The sequence below is a fragment of the Xylanimonas allomyrinae genome, from assembly GCF_004135345.1.
Lineage (GTDB): Bacteria > Actinomycetota > Actinomycetes > Actinomycetales > Cellulomonadaceae > Xylanimonas > Xylanimonas allomyrinae.
On record NZ_CP035495.1, the window covers coordinates 420,070 to 434,278 of the forward strand.

General features: G+C 72.0%; 13 protein-coding genes. 10 read left to right on the forward strand and 3 right to left on the reverse strand.

Translation table 11 applies throughout. From position 1 onward, the window contains the following. Window positions 1–21 precede the first annotated feature (21 nt). A complete protein-coding gene (valS, locus tag ET495_RS01865; RefSeq protein ID WP_129202157.1) occupies window positions 22–2,778 on the reverse strand; it encodes a valine--tRNA ligase in 2,757 nt (918 codons plus the stop codon). Window positions 2,779–2,966: 188 nt separating this feature from the next. Here valS and ET495_RS01870 point away from each other — a divergent pair, with 188 nt between their 5' ends. Genes ET495_RS01870 through cofE form a run of 5 tightly spaced genes read left to right on the forward strand, consistent with a single transcriptional unit; the run spans window position 2,967 to window position 7,074 of the window. Further along, window positions 2,967–3,788, forward strand: a complete 822-nt coding sequence (locus ET495_RS01870; RefSeq protein WP_129202159.1) for an amino acid ABC transporter substrate-binding protein — start codon at window positions 2,967–2,969, stop codon at window positions 3,786–3,788. A 38-nt stretch (window positions 3,789–3,826) separates the two neighbouring features. Further along, on the forward strand, window positions 3,827–4,480 hold the full coding sequence (locus ET495_RS01875) for an amino acid ABC transporter permease (RefSeq protein ID WP_129202161.1): 654 nt from the start codon (window positions 3,827–3,829) through the stop codon (window positions 4,478–4,480). Continuing rightward, on the forward strand, window positions 4,473–5,234 hold the full coding sequence (locus ET495_RS01880) for an amino acid ABC transporter ATP-binding protein (RefSeq protein ID WP_129202163.1): 762 nt from the start codon (window positions 4,473–4,475) through the stop codon (window positions 5,232–5,234). Before ET495_RS01875 ends, ET495_RS01880 begins: the two co-directional genes overlap by 8 nt. A 23-nt stretch (window positions 5,235–5,257) precedes the next feature. After that, window positions 5,258–6,262, forward strand: a complete 1,005-nt coding sequence (locus ET495_RS01885) for a TIGR03557 family F420-dependent LLM class oxidoreductase (protein ID WP_129202165.1) — start codon at window positions 5,258–5,260, stop codon at window positions 6,260–6,262. Then, window positions 6,259–7,074: a coenzyme F420-0:L-glutamate ligase gene (gene cofE, locus ET495_RS01890; RefSeq protein ID WP_129202167.1), complete on the forward strand. Its 816-nt coding sequence runs from the start codon at window positions 6,259–6,261 to the stop codon at window positions 7,072–7,074. Before ET495_RS01885 ends, cofE begins: the two co-directional genes overlap by 4 nt. 90 nt (window positions 7,075–7,164) lie before the next feature. Here cofE and ET495_RS01895 read toward each other — a convergent pair whose 3' ends face one another. Continuing rightward, complete coding sequence (locus ET495_RS01895; RefSeq protein ID WP_129202169.1) at window positions 7,165–7,848, reverse strand: SIMPL domain-containing protein; 684 nt, start codon at window positions 7,846–7,848, stop codon at window positions 7,165–7,167. A gap of 97 nt (window positions 7,849–7,945) precedes the next feature. Next, window positions 7,946–9,988, reverse strand: a complete 2,043-nt coding sequence (locus ET495_RS01900) for a glycogen debranching N-terminal domain-containing protein (protein ID WP_129202171.1) — start codon at window positions 9,986–9,988, stop codon at window positions 7,946–7,948. A 153-nt stretch (window positions 9,989–10,141) separates the two neighbouring features. Between ET495_RS01900 and ET495_RS01905 the strand changes: the two genes are divergently transcribed. From ET495_RS01905 to ET495_RS01920, 5 genes are all read left to right on the forward strand, one after another. Further along, window positions 10,142–11,398: an extracellular solute-binding protein gene (locus ET495_RS01905; protein ID WP_129202173.1), complete on the forward strand. Its 1,257-nt coding sequence runs from the start codon at window positions 10,142–10,144 to the stop codon at window positions 11,396–11,398. Beyond that, window positions 11,395–12,528 carry a carbohydrate ABC transporter permease gene (locus tag ET495_RS01910; RefSeq protein ID WP_129202175.1) on the forward strand — a complete coding sequence of 378 codons (1,134 nt, stop codon included), beginning with the start codon at window positions 11,395–11,397 and terminating at the stop codon, window positions 12,526–12,528. Before ET495_RS01905 ends, ET495_RS01910 begins: the two co-directional genes overlap by 4 nt. Then, complete coding sequence (locus ET495_RS01915) at window positions 12,525–13,361, forward strand: carbohydrate ABC transporter permease (protein WP_129202177.1); 837 nt, start codon at window positions 12,525–12,527, stop codon at window positions 13,359–13,361. The genes ET495_RS01910 and ET495_RS01915 overlap by 4 nt, the downstream gene beginning before the upstream one ends. A 144-nt stretch (window positions 13,362–13,505) precedes the next feature. Next, complete coding sequence (locus ET495_RS18390) at window positions 13,506–13,946, forward strand: DsbA family protein (RefSeq protein WP_245993547.1); 441 nt, start codon at window positions 13,506–13,508, stop codon at window positions 13,944–13,946. Further along, the gene (locus ET495_RS01920) at window positions 13,862–14,173 is read left to right on the forward strand and encodes a DsbA family protein (protein WP_245993392.1); all 312 of its coding nucleotides are present in this window, start codon (window positions 13,862–13,864) and stop codon (window positions 14,171–14,173) included. The genes ET495_RS18390 and ET495_RS01920 overlap by 85 nt, the downstream gene beginning before the upstream one ends. Window positions 14,174–14,209 lie beyond the last annotated feature (36 nt).

Consider the following 14,209-nt stretch of genomic DNA (forward strand, 5'->3'; position numbering starts at 1 on the left):
GTCCCTGCGCCGTCGGGGTCGCTATGCGCGGGGCGTCTTGACGGGGGGCTCGCCCAGCTCGCTCGCGAGGGTCACGATGCCGCCCTGGACGTCCGGGTCGCCCTGACCTTCGGCCGCCTCGACCAGGGTCAGCGTGCCTTCGACGCGGCCGGCTCCGCGCACGTCGATCAGTGCCGACTCCACGCCCGGGAGCGAGGGCGCGGGAACCGCGAGCGTCACCGCGAGGATCGGCGTGCGCATCGAGACCTTGGCCTCGGACTTGACCTTGCGCAGCGCGGCGAGCGCGTTGCCGGCCGCCGCGAGCTGCGTGGGGTCGGCGTCGCCGGCCGCCGTGCGCAGGCCCGACGAGACGGGCCACGGGGCGCGGTGCACCGAGCCCTCGCGCCACCACGACCAGACTTCCTCGGTGGCGAACGGCAGCACCGGGGCGAGCAGCCGCAGCATCGTGTCGAGCGCGATGGCGAGCGCGGTGCGTGCCGACGTCGTCTCGGCGGTGACGTCCTCGGCGGCCGCGCCCGCCCCGTACGCACGGTCCTTGACGAGCTCGAGGTAGTCGTCGCAGAACGTCCAGAAGAACGTCTCCGTGGTCTCCAGGGCACGTGTGTGGTCGTAGGCGTCGAGCGCCTCGGTGGCCGTGTCGACGACGGCGGCGAGCCCGGCGAGCATCGCGCGGTCGAGCTCGACGGTCACGAGCGTCGGGTCGAGCACGACCTGCGAGCCGCCGAACGAGAGTGCGAACTTCGACGCGTTGAGCACCTTGATCGCCAGGCGGCGACCGATCTTCATCTGGCCCTCGTCGAACGCCGCGTCGGTGCCCAGCCGCGCGGAGGCCGCCCAGTACCGCACGGCGTCCGAGCCGTGCTGCTGCAGCAGGCCCATGGGCGTGACGACGTTGCCCTTGGACTTGGACATCTTCTTGCGGTCGGGGTCGAGGATCCATCCGCTGATGGCCGCGTTGGCCCAGGGCAGCGTCTCGCGCTCGAGGTGCGAGCGCACCACCGTCGAGAACAGCCAGGTGCGGATGATGTCCTGGCCTTGCGGGCGCAGGTCCATCGGGTAGACGCGGTCGAACAGGTCGGTGTCGCGCTCCCACCCGGAGACGATGAGCGGGGTGAGCGACGACGTCGCCCACGTGTCCATGACGTCCTCGTCGCCGACGAACCCGCCGGGCACCCCGCGCTGGTCCGCCGCGTACCCAGCGGGAGCCTGCGACGTCGGGTCGACGGGCAGCTCGGCCTCGTCCGGCGCGATCGGGTGGGCGTAGTCGACCTCGCCCGAGGCGAGCACGGGGTACCACAGGGGGATAGCCACGCCGAAGAACCGCTGACGGCTGATGAGCCAGTCGCCGTTGAGCCCGTTGACCCAGTTCTCGTAGCGCACGCGCATGAAGTCGGGGTGGAACGCGAGCTCGGTGCCGCGGCCGAGCAGCTCGGACTTCAGGTCGGCCGTGCGGCCGTCGCGCGTGAAGTCGCGGCCGCCGTTGCGGATGTACCACTGGCGGCTCGTGACGATCTCGAGCGGCTTGTCGCCCTTCTCGTAGAAGTTCGCCTTGCGCTGCGTGGCGGCCGGCTCGCCGTCCAGGTCGCCGGAGGCGCGCAGGGCGTCGACGACGGCGGTGCGCGCCGAGAACGTCGTCTTGCCGGCGAGGTCGAGCTCGTAGAGGCGGGCGCCGGGCCCGTCGGCGATCCACTCGGGCGTCTCGCGCGACAGGCGGCCGTCGCGCTGGATGACCGAGCGTGTCGGGAGCTGGAGCTCGCGCCACCACTGCACGTCGGTGAGGTCGCCGAAGGTGCAGCACATGGCGATGCCGGCGCCCTTGTCGGGCTCGGCCGCCGGGTGGGCCAGCACGGGGACCTCGACGCCGAACAGCGGCGAGGTCACCGTCGTGCCGAACAGGCCCTGGTAGCGCTCGTCGTCGGGGTGCGCGATGAGCGCGACGACGGCGGGGATGAGTTCGGGGCGCGTCGTCTCTATGAAGACCTTCTCGCCGTCCGGGCGGTGGAAGGCGACCTTGTGGAAGTGGCCCGGGTAGTCGCGCGCCTCGAGCTCGGCCTGGGCGACCGCCGTCTGGAACGTGACGTCCCATAGTCCGGGCGCCTCGGCCTGGTAGGCCTCGCCGCGCGCGAGGTTGCGCAGGAACGCGCGCTGGGCGGTGGCGCGTGAGGCGGGGTCGATGGTCTGGTACGTCTGCGCCCAGTCGACCGACAGGCCCAGGTAGCGCCACAGGTCCTCGAACTGCTTCTCGTCCTGCGCGGTGAGCCGCTCGCACAGCTCGACGAAGTTGCGGCGTGAGACCGGGACCTGGTCGGAGGCCTTGACGTTCTTGCCCTCGGTGCCCTCGAAGGGCGGGGTGAAGCCGGGGTCGTAGGGCAGGCCGAGGTCGACGCGCACGCCGTAGTAGTTCTGCACGCGGCGTTCGGTCGGCAGGCCGTTGTCGTCCCAGCCCATCGGGTAGAAGACCTCGCGCCCGCGCATGCGCTGGTAGCGCGCGACGACGTCGGTGTGCGTGTAGCTGAAGACGTGGCCGACGTGCAGCGAGCCCGACGCGGTGGGCGGGGGAGTGTCGATCGAGTAGACCTGGTCGCGCGTGGCGGTGCGGTCGAAGGCGAACGTGCCCTCGGCGGCCCAGCGGGCGTCGAGCTTGGTCTCGAGGCCGTCGAGCGAGACCTTGTCGGGTACGTCCCGTACCACCGCGCGGACGACGTCGGCCTGGTCGCGCGTGGCGGGGGCAGGGGTCGTGGCGGGGGAGTGGTCGGGAAGTCGCTCATGGTGGGCCATTCTCCCAGATGCGACGGCCCGGCAAGGCCTCGTCGTCGTGCCTGTGGACGCGGTGCGACCCCCGGATCCATCGAACGGGACGATCGGACACATTTGCATTGTTGATGGCTTGTGCCGCACAGTGTTCCGTCGGCCCGCCACGGGCCACCGTCCCGGGCCCCGCGCCCCCGTCCTCAGGAGCATCGCCCATGCGCCGCACCCGCGTTCTTGCCACCGCTCTGACCGCCGTCTCGCTCGTGCTGGCTCTCGGCGCCTGCTCGTCCGGGTCCGACGACGCCGCGGGCGCCGGCGGGTCCGCGACCGGGGGCTCCGACCTCGGCCTCGTCACCGGCGGCACGCTGACCGTCGCGACCGAGGGCACCTACCGGCCCTTCAGCTACCACGAGGACGGGTCGGGCACGCTCGTCGGCTACGACGTCGAGGTGGCGCAGGCCGTCGGTGCGAAGCTGGGCCTGAAGGTGGCGTTCGAGGAGACGCAGTGGGACGCGATCTTCGCGGGCCTGGACGCCGGCCGGTTCGACACCATCGCCAACCAGGTCTCGATCACCGACGAACGCAAGGCCAAGTACCTCTTCAGCGCCCCCTACACGACGTCGCACGGCGTCGTGATCGTCAAGGACGGCGACACCTCCATCACGAGCTTCGCCGACCTCCAGGGCAAGACCACGGCCCAGTCGCTCACGAGCAACTGGTACCAGCTCGCCCAGGAGTCGGGCGCGAAGGTGGAGCCGGTCGAGGGCTGGGCGCAGGCCGTCGCGCTGCTCGAGCAGGGTCGCATCGACGCCACGATCAACGACTCGCTCACCTACCTCGACTACGTCAAGGAGCACGGGCCCTCGGGCCTCGCGGTCGCCGCCACCACCGACGACTCGTCGCAGAGCGCCTTCGTCGTCGGCAAGAAGCGTCAGGCGCTCGCGACGGCGATCGACGGCGCGCTGGCCGACCTCGCCGCCGACGGCACGCTGGCCGCGCTGAGCGAGAAGTACTTCGGCGAGGACGTGTCGAAGTGACGCCGGCCGTCCGCGCGCTCGGGGAGCGCTAGGGCCCCATGGACTGGGACCTGTTCTCCGCCTCGTTCTGGCCCATCCTGCGCGAGGGCGTGCGCGGCACGATCCCGCTGGCCCTCGCGTCGTTCGCGATCGGGCTGGTGCTCGCGCTCGGCATCGCGCTCCTGCGCCTGTCGGCCACCCCGGTGCTGTCGTGGCTCGGCCGCGCCTACGTCTCGGTCATCCGGGGCACGCCCCTTCTCGTCCAGCTCTTCGTGGTGTTCTACGGCATGCCGTCGGTGGGCATCGTCATCGACCCGTGGCCCAGCGCGATCATCGCGTTCTCGCTCAACGTCGGCGGCTATGCGGCCGAGGTCATCCGCGCGGCGATCCTGTCGGTGCCCACGGGTCAGTGGGAGGCCGCGTACACGATCGGGATGCCGCGCGCGAAGGCGCTGCGGCGCATCGTGCTGCCACAGGCCGCGCGGGTCTCGGTGCCTCCGCTGTCGAACACCTTCATCTCGCTCGTGAAGGACACCTCGCTGGCCTCGCTCATCCTCGTCACGGAGGCGTTCCGGCAGGCGCAGAACATCGCGGCGTTCTCGAGCGAGTTCATGCTCCTGTACGTGGAGGCCGCACTGGTGTACTGGCTGATGTGCACGGTGCTGTCGATCGGGCAGGACCGGCTCGAGAGGAGGCTGGAGCGGTATGTCTGACGCCCTGCTCAGCGCCCGCGGGATCCGCAAGTCGTTCGGCGACCATGAGGTCCTGCGCGGCGTCGACCTCGACGTGCGCCGCGGCCAGGTCGTCGCGCTCATCGGCCCGTCCGGCTCGGGCAAGACGACGCTGCTGCGCTCGCTCAACGGGCTGGAGACGCCGTCGGCCGGCACGCTCACGCTCGACGGCGGCCCGGCCCTGGACTTCGCGGCACCCGTGGCCAAGGGTCAGCGGTTCGCGCTGCGCGACCGCTCGGCGATGGTGTTCCAGCATCACAACCTGTTCCCGCACATGACGGTGCTGCAGAACGTCGTCGAAGGTCCCGTGCAGGTGCGGCGGGTGCCGCGTGAGAAGGCCGAGCGGCGTGCGCTCGACCTGCTCGACCGGGTCGGGCTGGCCGACAAGCGCGACGCCTACCCGCGCCAGCTCTCCGGCGGGCAGCTGCAACGGGTGGGCATCGTGCGGGCGCTCGCGCTGGGCCCGGACCTCCTGCTCTTCGACGAGCCGACGTCGGCGCTCGACCCGGAGCTGGTCGGCGAGGTGCTGCTCGTGATGAAGGAGCTCGCGGACGAGGGCTGGACGATGGTGGTCGTCACGCACGAGCTGTCGTTCGCGCGGGCCGTCGCGGACGAGGTGCTGTTCCTCGACGACGGCGTCGTGCTGGAGCGAGGAGCCCCGCGCGAGCTGTTCACCGACCCGCGCGAGGAGCGGACGCGGCAGTTCCTGCACCGGATCCTCAACCCGCTGGACTGACCGTGGCCAGTAGGCTCGCGAGCATGGGATCTGACCTCACCGTCGGCTACGCCGCCATGCTCGAGCAGTTCCACCCCACGGAGGTCGTCGACCTGTCGGCGTACGCCGAGCAGCACGGTTTCTCGGGCGTCATGGCGGCCGACCACTACCAGCCGTGGGTGCCGCAGCAAGGGCAGGCTGCGTTCGTCTGGAACGTGCTGACGGCCCTGGGCGAGCGCACGCGCGGTGACATCGGACCCGGCGTCACGGCGCCGACGTTCCGCTGGCACCCGGCGATGGTCGCGCAGGCCAGTGCCACGCTGGCCGCGATGTACCCGGGCCGGCACTGGCTGGGCATCGGTGCGGGTGAGGCGCTCAACGAGCACATCATCGGGGGCTACTGGCCCGAGGCGGCCGAGCGCAGCCACCGCATGTTCGAGGCCATCGAGATCATCAAGAAGCTGTTCCGGTCCGGCATCGAGGGCAAGGACGTCAAGCACCGCGGCGAGTTCTACACGCTGGAGTCGACGCGGCTGTGGACCATGCCCGAGGTGCCGCCCGAGATCCTCGTGGCCACCGCCGGACCCATCAACGCCAAGCGCACCGGAAAGCTCGCCGACGGCATCATCACGGTGGGGGCGCCGCTGGAGAAGATCGCGATGCTGTTCGGCAAGTTCGAGGAGGGCGTCCGCGAGTCGGGCCGCGACCCGCAGGGCATGCCGAAGGTGCTCCAGGTCCACCTGTCGTGGGCGCCCACCGACGAGGAGGCGCTGGCCAACGCGCTGACCGAGTGGCCCAACGGCGGCATGAAGTTCCCCAAGGCCGACATCCGCTCGCCGCACGACTTCGCGCAGATCGCCAAGCTGGTGCGCCCCGAGGACTTCGAGGGCCGCATGGTCGTCAGCGCCGACCCCGACGTGCACCGCGCCGCCATCCAGCGATACGTCGACCTCGGGTTCGACCGCGTGTACCTGCACAACGTGGGCCGCAACCAGCGGGAGTGGATCGAGGTCTTCGGCCGCGACGTGCTCCCCAAGCTGTCCCGGTGAGCGCAGTGCCGAACGCGCCGGCGGCCCGGCGGCTGACCGTCTGGGCTCCGGCGGGGCTCGGGGAGGTGCGCCCCGGTGACGACCTCGCCGCTCTCGTCGGCGACCTGCTCGACGGCGAGGGGCTCGCCGAGGGCGACGTCGTCGTCGTGACCTCCAAGGTGGTCTCGAAGGCCGAGGGGCGCGTGGTCATGGCCGTCGACCGCGAGCAGGCCATCACCGACGAGACGGTGCGCGTGGTCGCCACGCGACGGCGCGAGGGACTGGCGCCCCTGCGGATCGTCGAGAACCGGCTGGGCCTGGTCATGGCCGCGGCGGGCGTCGACGCGTCCAACACGCCCGAGGGCACGGTGCTGCTGCTCCCGGCCGACCCGGACGCGTCCGCCCGCGCGCTGCGCGACGCCCTGCGCGCACGGTTCGGGATCGAGCGGCTCGGCGTCGTCGTGACGGACACCGCCGGGCGTGCCTGGCGTGACGCGCTGGTCGACGTCGCCGTCGGGGCCGCGGGGGTCGCCGTCGTCGACGACCTGCGCGGCGGCGTCGACGCGCACGGGCGGCCGCTCAGCGTCACGGTCACGGCCGTCGTCGACGAGATCGCCTCCGCGTCCGAGCTGGTCCGTGGCAAGGCCGCGGGCCGCCCCGTCGCCGTCGTGCGCGGGGTGGGGCGGCTGGTCCCCGCGGGCTGGACGCCCGACGACGGTGGCGCACGCCTGCTGGTGCGCCCCAGCGCCGACGACCTGTTCCGTGAGGGCAGCGCGGAGGCGTACGCGCGGGGGTACGACGACGCGGCGGCCGGGCGCGAACGGAAGGGCTGACCGGCAGGCCGGCCCGGGCGCTGCCGGCGTCCGGCCCGCGGTGCCCCGTCGTCAGTGCCCGTCGTCAGTGCCCGTCGTCAGTGCCCGTCGTCAGTGCCCGGACTCCAGCTCCGCGGTGACCCGTGCCGTCACCTCGATGTCGTGCGGGCGCAGGTCGAACCCGCCGGTCTCCAGCGCCGAGGCCCGGGCCAGGTGCCGAGGGGAGGGGCCGTCCGGCTGGAGCCCGAGGCCCGGGTGCAGGCCCTCCTCGTAGAGCGCGACGAGACGCACCGGGCTCAGGTCGAGCGCGGCGGCGTAGTCCTCGGCGCGCCCGAGCGCGTCGCGCGACGCCTCCGCGCGGACCATGCGCAGCAGGTCGTCGCGCGTGGTGTCGGTCAGCGTCCACTCGACGCGCAGCACGTCGACGCCGTCGAGCGCACCGGCCTGTGCGACGAGCTCGCCCAGCGCGTCGAGCCGTGTGAAGGTCACCTGCACGTCGGCCCCCGCGCGGTAGCGCGTGACCTGCTCCTGCTGTCCGGGTGCGACCCCGCGCCCCGCGGGCACGAGCACCCAGTCGGAGAACGCCCAGACGCGCACGTCGGGCGACTGCCAGCCGGTGGCGTCGCCGGCGTCGACGTGGCGTCGCGCGGCCGCGGCGACGGCGGCATGCGCCCGCTGGGCGGCCGCGAGGACGTCGGCTCGCGCATCGCCGGCGACGTTCACGGACAGGTAGATGGTGCCGCGCTCGGGGGCGAGGGAACGAGTGGCGGAACCGTGGACGGCGATTCGAGGCATACCACCATTTTCCGCTCCCGAACCGGGATCGGGCCCGTCGAACGAGGGAACGCCGTCCCGGGCGCGGGACGGCCTCCGCGGCTGGGCGCCAGGACGCTCAGTGGTCGCTCGGTTCGACGCGCACAGGGGCCTCTGGCGTGGCGCGCACGAGGAACCTGCGCGCGCCCACGCACAGCCCGTCGACGCTGATGGCGCCGACGGGTGACGGGTCGGCCAGGTGCGCGGCGAGCCCGCCGTCGGGTGTCGGCTCGAGGCCGAGCACGGCCGTCAGGATCGCCACCGACGACGCGGCCGACCACGCCTGCGGATGGCACGAGGCCGGGTACGGAAGCGGGCCGGGTCCGTCGCCCACGGCATTGCCTCCGTACAGCTCGGGCATCTGGTAGTCCCAGTGGGGCGCCGCCTCGAGCAGGCCGCGCACGAGCTCGCCCGCTTCGGCGCCGAAGCCCGCCTTGGCGAGCCCCAGCACCGCGATCGCGGTGTCGTGCGTCCACACCGACCCGCGGTGGTAGCCCAGGGGCCAGTACCCGGCGGACGTCGTCGACAGGGTGCGCAGGCCGTAGCCGGAGGACATGTCGGGCGCCACGAGCCGGTGGGCGACGACGCGCTCCTCGTCGGTGTCGAGGATGCCCGTGCCGACCAGGTGGCCCATGTTCGAGGCGACGGCGTCGACGGGCGCGCCGTGCCGGTCGAGCGCGATCGCGACGTAGGGGCCGACGTCGTCGTGCAGCCAGAACTTCTCGCGGAAGCGGTGCTTGAGCGTGGCGGCCCAGGCGCGCCACTCGTCGGCGCCGGGGCGGCCGAACGCGTCGAGCAGCGTGGCGGCGCCCAGTGCCGCCTCGTGCGCGTAGGCCTGCACCTCGGACAGCGCGATGGGGCCCTCGGCGAGCCGGCCGTCGCGCCACTGGATCGAGTCGCCCGAGTCCTTCCAGCCCTGGTTGGACAGGCCGTGCCCGGTCGTGTCGGCGTAGTCGAGGAACCCGTCGCCGTCGGCGTCGCCGTGGTCGCGCATCCACCCCAGGGCCGCCTCGAGCGCCGGCAGCAGGTCTGCGACGTCGTCGGGCGCCAGGCCCCAGCGCCACGCGTCGTGCAGCAGGCACACCCACAGGCTCGTGGCGTCGACCGTGCCGTAGTAGAGGGGCGGCAGCGTCATGCCGCCCTCGCCCCGCAGCTCCTGGCTGCGCACCTCGTGAAGGATCTTTCCGGGCTGCTGCGACGTCGTCGGGTCGTCGTGCGTGCCCTGACGTGCGGCGAGCGTGCGCAGCGTGCCGCGGGCCAGGTCCGTGCCGAGCGGCAGCAGCATGCGCGCGGCCCAGATCGAGTCGCGGCCGAACAGCGTGAAGAACCACGGTGCGCCCGCGGCCAGGAACGTCTCGCCGGGCGCGAAGGCGGCACTCATCCGCAGCCCGGCCAGGTCGCTCAGGGAGCGCGCGACCAGCGGGGCGAGGCGGCGGTCGTCGGCCTCGACCTGGGGCACCGTCCACTCGGGGTCGGGCCGCGCCGGTGCCTCGACGACGCCGGGCACGCGCGAGTGCGCCGACCACCCCACGGTCACCCGGCCGCCCGGTACGACGCGCACGTCCCACGCGAGCGTCGCACCGCCGTCGTCGGCGACGACCTCGGCGCCCGGGGCGGAGACCTCGACGACGGCGGCGCCGTCGGTCCATCGCAGACCCTGCGAGACGTCGGGGCGCAGGGGAGTGGTCGCCAGCCCCTGCTTGACGGTCTCGGTGCGTGTCAGATCGGAGGCGAGGCGCACCGTGACGCGGCCGGCGACGGGCTCGGCCGTCCCGCAGGTCAGCTCGAGCGACTCGCTCACCTGGCCTGGGCGCACCGTGCGGCGGCGACGCAGGGCCGCCGTCGGATCGGCGCCCGGGCCGTCGATCATGCGCAGCACCGCGGTCGACTCCGACGTCCCGGGGCCGGTGCCGCCACCGCCCACGGGCTCGGGCAGCACGCCGTCGACACGCACGACCACCTCGGACAGCACACGCACGTCGGCGTGGTAGACGCCCTGCGCCCCGGCGGGAAAGACCTGCCCGTCCGCGCCGGACCACACCTGGCTCGGTGCCGCGACGGTGGCGTGCAGGTCGTGCAGGAAGGGCTGGACCGGCGTGGCCGGGGTGGGATCGACGTCCATCGGTGCTGCTCCTTGACGGCGGCGAGAGCCGGTTCGGCAACTCGGGTGGCACGTGTTGAGCGATTCCCGGGGTGAGATTAGCGTCACACGTGAGATCCATCAGAAGCCAAAACCGCCGTTCCGGCATCTGGGCAGGACTTGGAGGAGTCGACGATGGGTAGCACGTTCAGGGTGCCCGCACGGGCACGGAAGGGCCGCCCGATCGGGGCGGCCGTGGCAGGGGTCGCCGTGCTGGCGCTCGCCGCGTGCGGCGGGGGATCCGGGTTCGACGAACCCGGTCAGAACGGCACCGGGGGAGGCGGAGCGCTCCGCGTCCTCATCGGTTCCTCCGGAGACGCCGAGACGCAGACGGTGACCCAGCAGCTTGCCGACTGGTCCGCCCAGTCCGGGACGCAGGCCAACCTCAGCCTCGCGACCGACCTGCCCCAGCAGCTCGCACAGGGCTTCGCGGCCGGCTCGCCGCCCGACGTCTTCTACGTCTCCACGGAGGCGTTCCCCGGCTGGGCCGCCAACGGGTCGCTCGAGCCGTACGCCGACCAGCTCGACGCCGACTTCTACCCGACGCTCAAGGCGTCCTTCACGTTCGACGGCCAGTTCTTCTGCGCCCCCAAGGACTTCTCGACGCTCGCGCTCATCATCAACGACACCGCATGGCAGGCGGCCGGCCTCACCGCGGCCGACTACCCGAAGACGTGGGACGACCTGAAGGCCGTCGCGCAGAAGCTCACCACGGGCACGCAGGTGGGCTTGTCGTTCGGTCCCGAGTGGGCGCGCGTGGGTGCGTTCATGGCCCAGGCCGGAGGGCATCTGCTGGACGCAGACGGCTCGGCCGACGTCGACACTCCGCAGAACCTCCAGGCGCTCCAGTTCGTCAACGACCTGCTGAGCTCGGGGGTCGCGGCCAAGCCGTCGCAGATCGACTCCGGCTGGGGTGGTGAGGCGTTCGGCACGCAGCGTGCCGCGATGACGATCGAGGGCAACTGGATCGTCGGCGCGATGCAGAACGACTATCCGGACGTGCAGTACACGGTGGTCCCGCTGCCCGAGGGCCCCGGCGGTCCGGGCACGCTCCAGTTCACCAACTGCTGGGGCATCGCCGCCGACTCGCGCAACAAGGAGGCCGCGATCGACCTCGTGAAGTTCCTCGTCTCCGACGAGCAGCAGATGGCCGCGGCCAAGGGCTTCGGCGTCATGCCGTCCGTCGAGTCGGTCGCCGACGAGTGGGCGAAGGAGTTCCCCGAGCAGCAGGCGTTCGTCGACGGCGCCCAGCACGCCCAGGGTGTCCCGCCGGTGCAGGGCTGGACCGAGGTGGTGGGCGACTTCAACGCCCAGCTCGAGGGTCTGCCGAACGCCGACCCGCAGTCGATCCTCACGTCGGTGCAGGGGTCGCTCGAGGCGATCGCGCCGTGACAGCCACGACCACGGGTCCGACGGCGGCGCCGCGCCGCCGCCGGACCCGGCCCTTCGCCGGGCGGCAGGGCGGTCAGGCCGTCGCCGGGTGGTTGTTCGTACTGCCCGTGCTGGTCATCCTCGGGCTGTTCATGGTCGCGCCGATCGCGATGGCCGTGTGGGTCAGCGTCTCGGACTGGGCCGGCCGCGGCAGCCCGTTCGCGTCGACCACGCACTTCGTCGGCGGCGCCAACTACGCGAACCTGCTCACGGGCGGCGGGCTCGCGCAGCGCGACTTCGCGACGTCGCTGCGCAACAACGTCTACTACGTCATCCTCGTGGTCCCGATCCAGACGGTCATCGCCCTGCTGCTCGCGGTGCTGGTCAACCGCCGGGTGCTGCGCGCCAAGGGGCTGTTCCGCACCGCGTTCTACTTCCCGTCGGTCACCAGCTCGGTCGCCATCACGGTCGTGTTCCTCTTCCTGTTCACGGCGTCGGGTGCCGTCAACCGGGTGCTGTCGGCGCTGAGCCTCGACGGACCCAACTGGATCAACGACCCGCGCGGCATCCTGCACCTGCTGCTGGGCGCGTTCGGGGTCTCCTCGCCGCCGGACGCGCTGCGTGCCGCACCGTTCCTGGGCCTGTCGTGGTGGGAGTGGCTCTCGGGCCCGTCGGTCGCCATGTGCGTGTTCATCATCATGGCGATCTTCACGACGTCGGGAACGTTCATGCTGCTGTTCATCGCGGCCTTGCAGAACATCGAGGGCGAGGTCGACGAGGCCGCGATGGTCGACGGTGCAAACGCCTGGCAGCGGCTGCGGCTCATCACGGTGCCGATGCTGCGGCCCACGATCTTCACCGTGGTCACGCTGGGCCTCATCGGCACGTGGCAGGTGTTCGACCAGATCTTCACGGGCACGCAGGGCGGGCCGGGCAAGACGACGCTGACGCCCGCGTTCCTGTCCTATCAGACGTCGTTCGTCAACCAGCGGTGGGGGAACGGCGCCGCGATCGCGTTCATCCTGTTCGCGATCATCGTGGTGATGACGATCATCCAGCGGCTGGTGCTCACCGAACGTGACACCGTCCCGCGGCGCAAGCGGTTCGTACGCCCCGGCCAGCAGCCGACGACGGCGGAGACGGCGAAGTGAGGCACCGTCCCTGGGCGGTGGGGACCGTCGTGCTGCACGTCGCCCTGGCGGCGCTCGCGCTGCTGTACATCTACCCGTTCCTCATCTCGATCGCGACGTCGTTCAAGACCGACGCCGAGGCCGTCGCCAACCCGCTCTCGCTCATTCCGCAGACGTGGTCGACGGCCGCGTACGAGAGGCTGTTCGTCCATTCCGACTTCCCGCTGTGGTTCCGCAACTCCGTCATCGTGACGCTGTGCGTCACCGCGGGCCGGGTGCTGTTCAACTCGCTGGCCGGCTACGCGCTCGCGCGCCTGCCGTTCCGCGGCCGGGGCGTCGTGTTCGCCGGGATCATCGCGGTCATGGCGGTGCCGGGCGTGGTGCTGCTCATCCCGCGGTTCCTGGTGATCAACACGTTCGGCATCTACAACACCTGGGCCGGCATCATCGTGCCGCTCCTTGTCGACGCCGCGGGGGTGTTCATCATGAAGAACTTCTTCGAGTCGATCCCGCCCGCCGTCGAGGAGGCCGCCCGCATCGACGGTGCCGGGACGTGGCGCATCTTCTGGTCGGTGGTGCTGCCGATGGCGCGGCCGGCGCTCGTGACCATCGTGATCCTCAGCTTCCAGGGGTCGTGGAACGAGCTGACGCACTTCATCGTGGCGTCGCAGCGTGCCGATCTGGTGACGCTCACCAAGGGAGTCGCCCAGCTTTCCTCCGGGGCGCTGAGTCAGGGGTCGCAGTTCCCGCTCAACCTGGGGGCGGCCGTCATCATGACGATCCCCGTGGCGGTCCTGTTCTTCGTCTTCCAGAAGCGAATCATGAACGCCAGCGCCGGTGCGGTGAAAGGATGAGGTAAGGACCGGTTTCACGCCCGGTCCGCGGCCAGGGGCGCACAGGGCGCCGTGTGCGCGTTCGGCGGCGGTCAATGGTGGCGCCCGTGCCTCGCGGTCGCGCACCGTAGAGACCGAATCGCCGGATGTCACCCTGGAGGAACCGTGCGCCCCACCGTCAAGAGGCTTGTCGCGCTCGTCGGCCTGACCGCCGTGCTCGCGCTGTCCGCCTGTGCCGATGCAGGTGACGCTGCCGAGGGTCACGCCGTGACCGACCCGAGCGTCGGCATCGCGTTCGACGGCGACGGCGCGGCCGTCGTGCCGTCGCAGGACGCGCAGGTCGTCGTGGAGGTGTTCAGCGACTTCCTGTGCCCGTTCTGCAAGCAGTTCGAGGAGTCCAACGCCGATGCCTTGCTCGAGCTTGCGGGCGACGACCGGTTCGACGTCCGCTGGCGCCCGGTCGCGTGGCTCGACCGGCACTCGGGGGCACCGAGTTCTCGACCCGGTCGGCCGCGCTGCTGCTGCACGTCGCGCAGGAGAGCCCGGAGCACTTCTGGGACGTCGTCCAGGCGGTCATGGCCGTCCAGGCCGACGGCCCGGGCATGACCGTCGAGGACCTGGCCGGCGTCGCCGCGTCGGTGGGCGTGGAGACGGATACCGCCGCTGCGATCACCGACGAGGCGCTGCGCAGCCAGGTGGTCGCCTTCTCCAACGCGGCGTCCGAGCTCGCGGTGCGGCACGTGCCGTGGGTGGTCGTCGACGGCGAGATGTGGGACCTGTCGGCCGACGACGCCGGGACGCTCCTCGACCGCGCGCACGCCGCCCTCGGCTGAGCCGAGAGGCGCCATCGAGCCTGATCGGCCCGACAT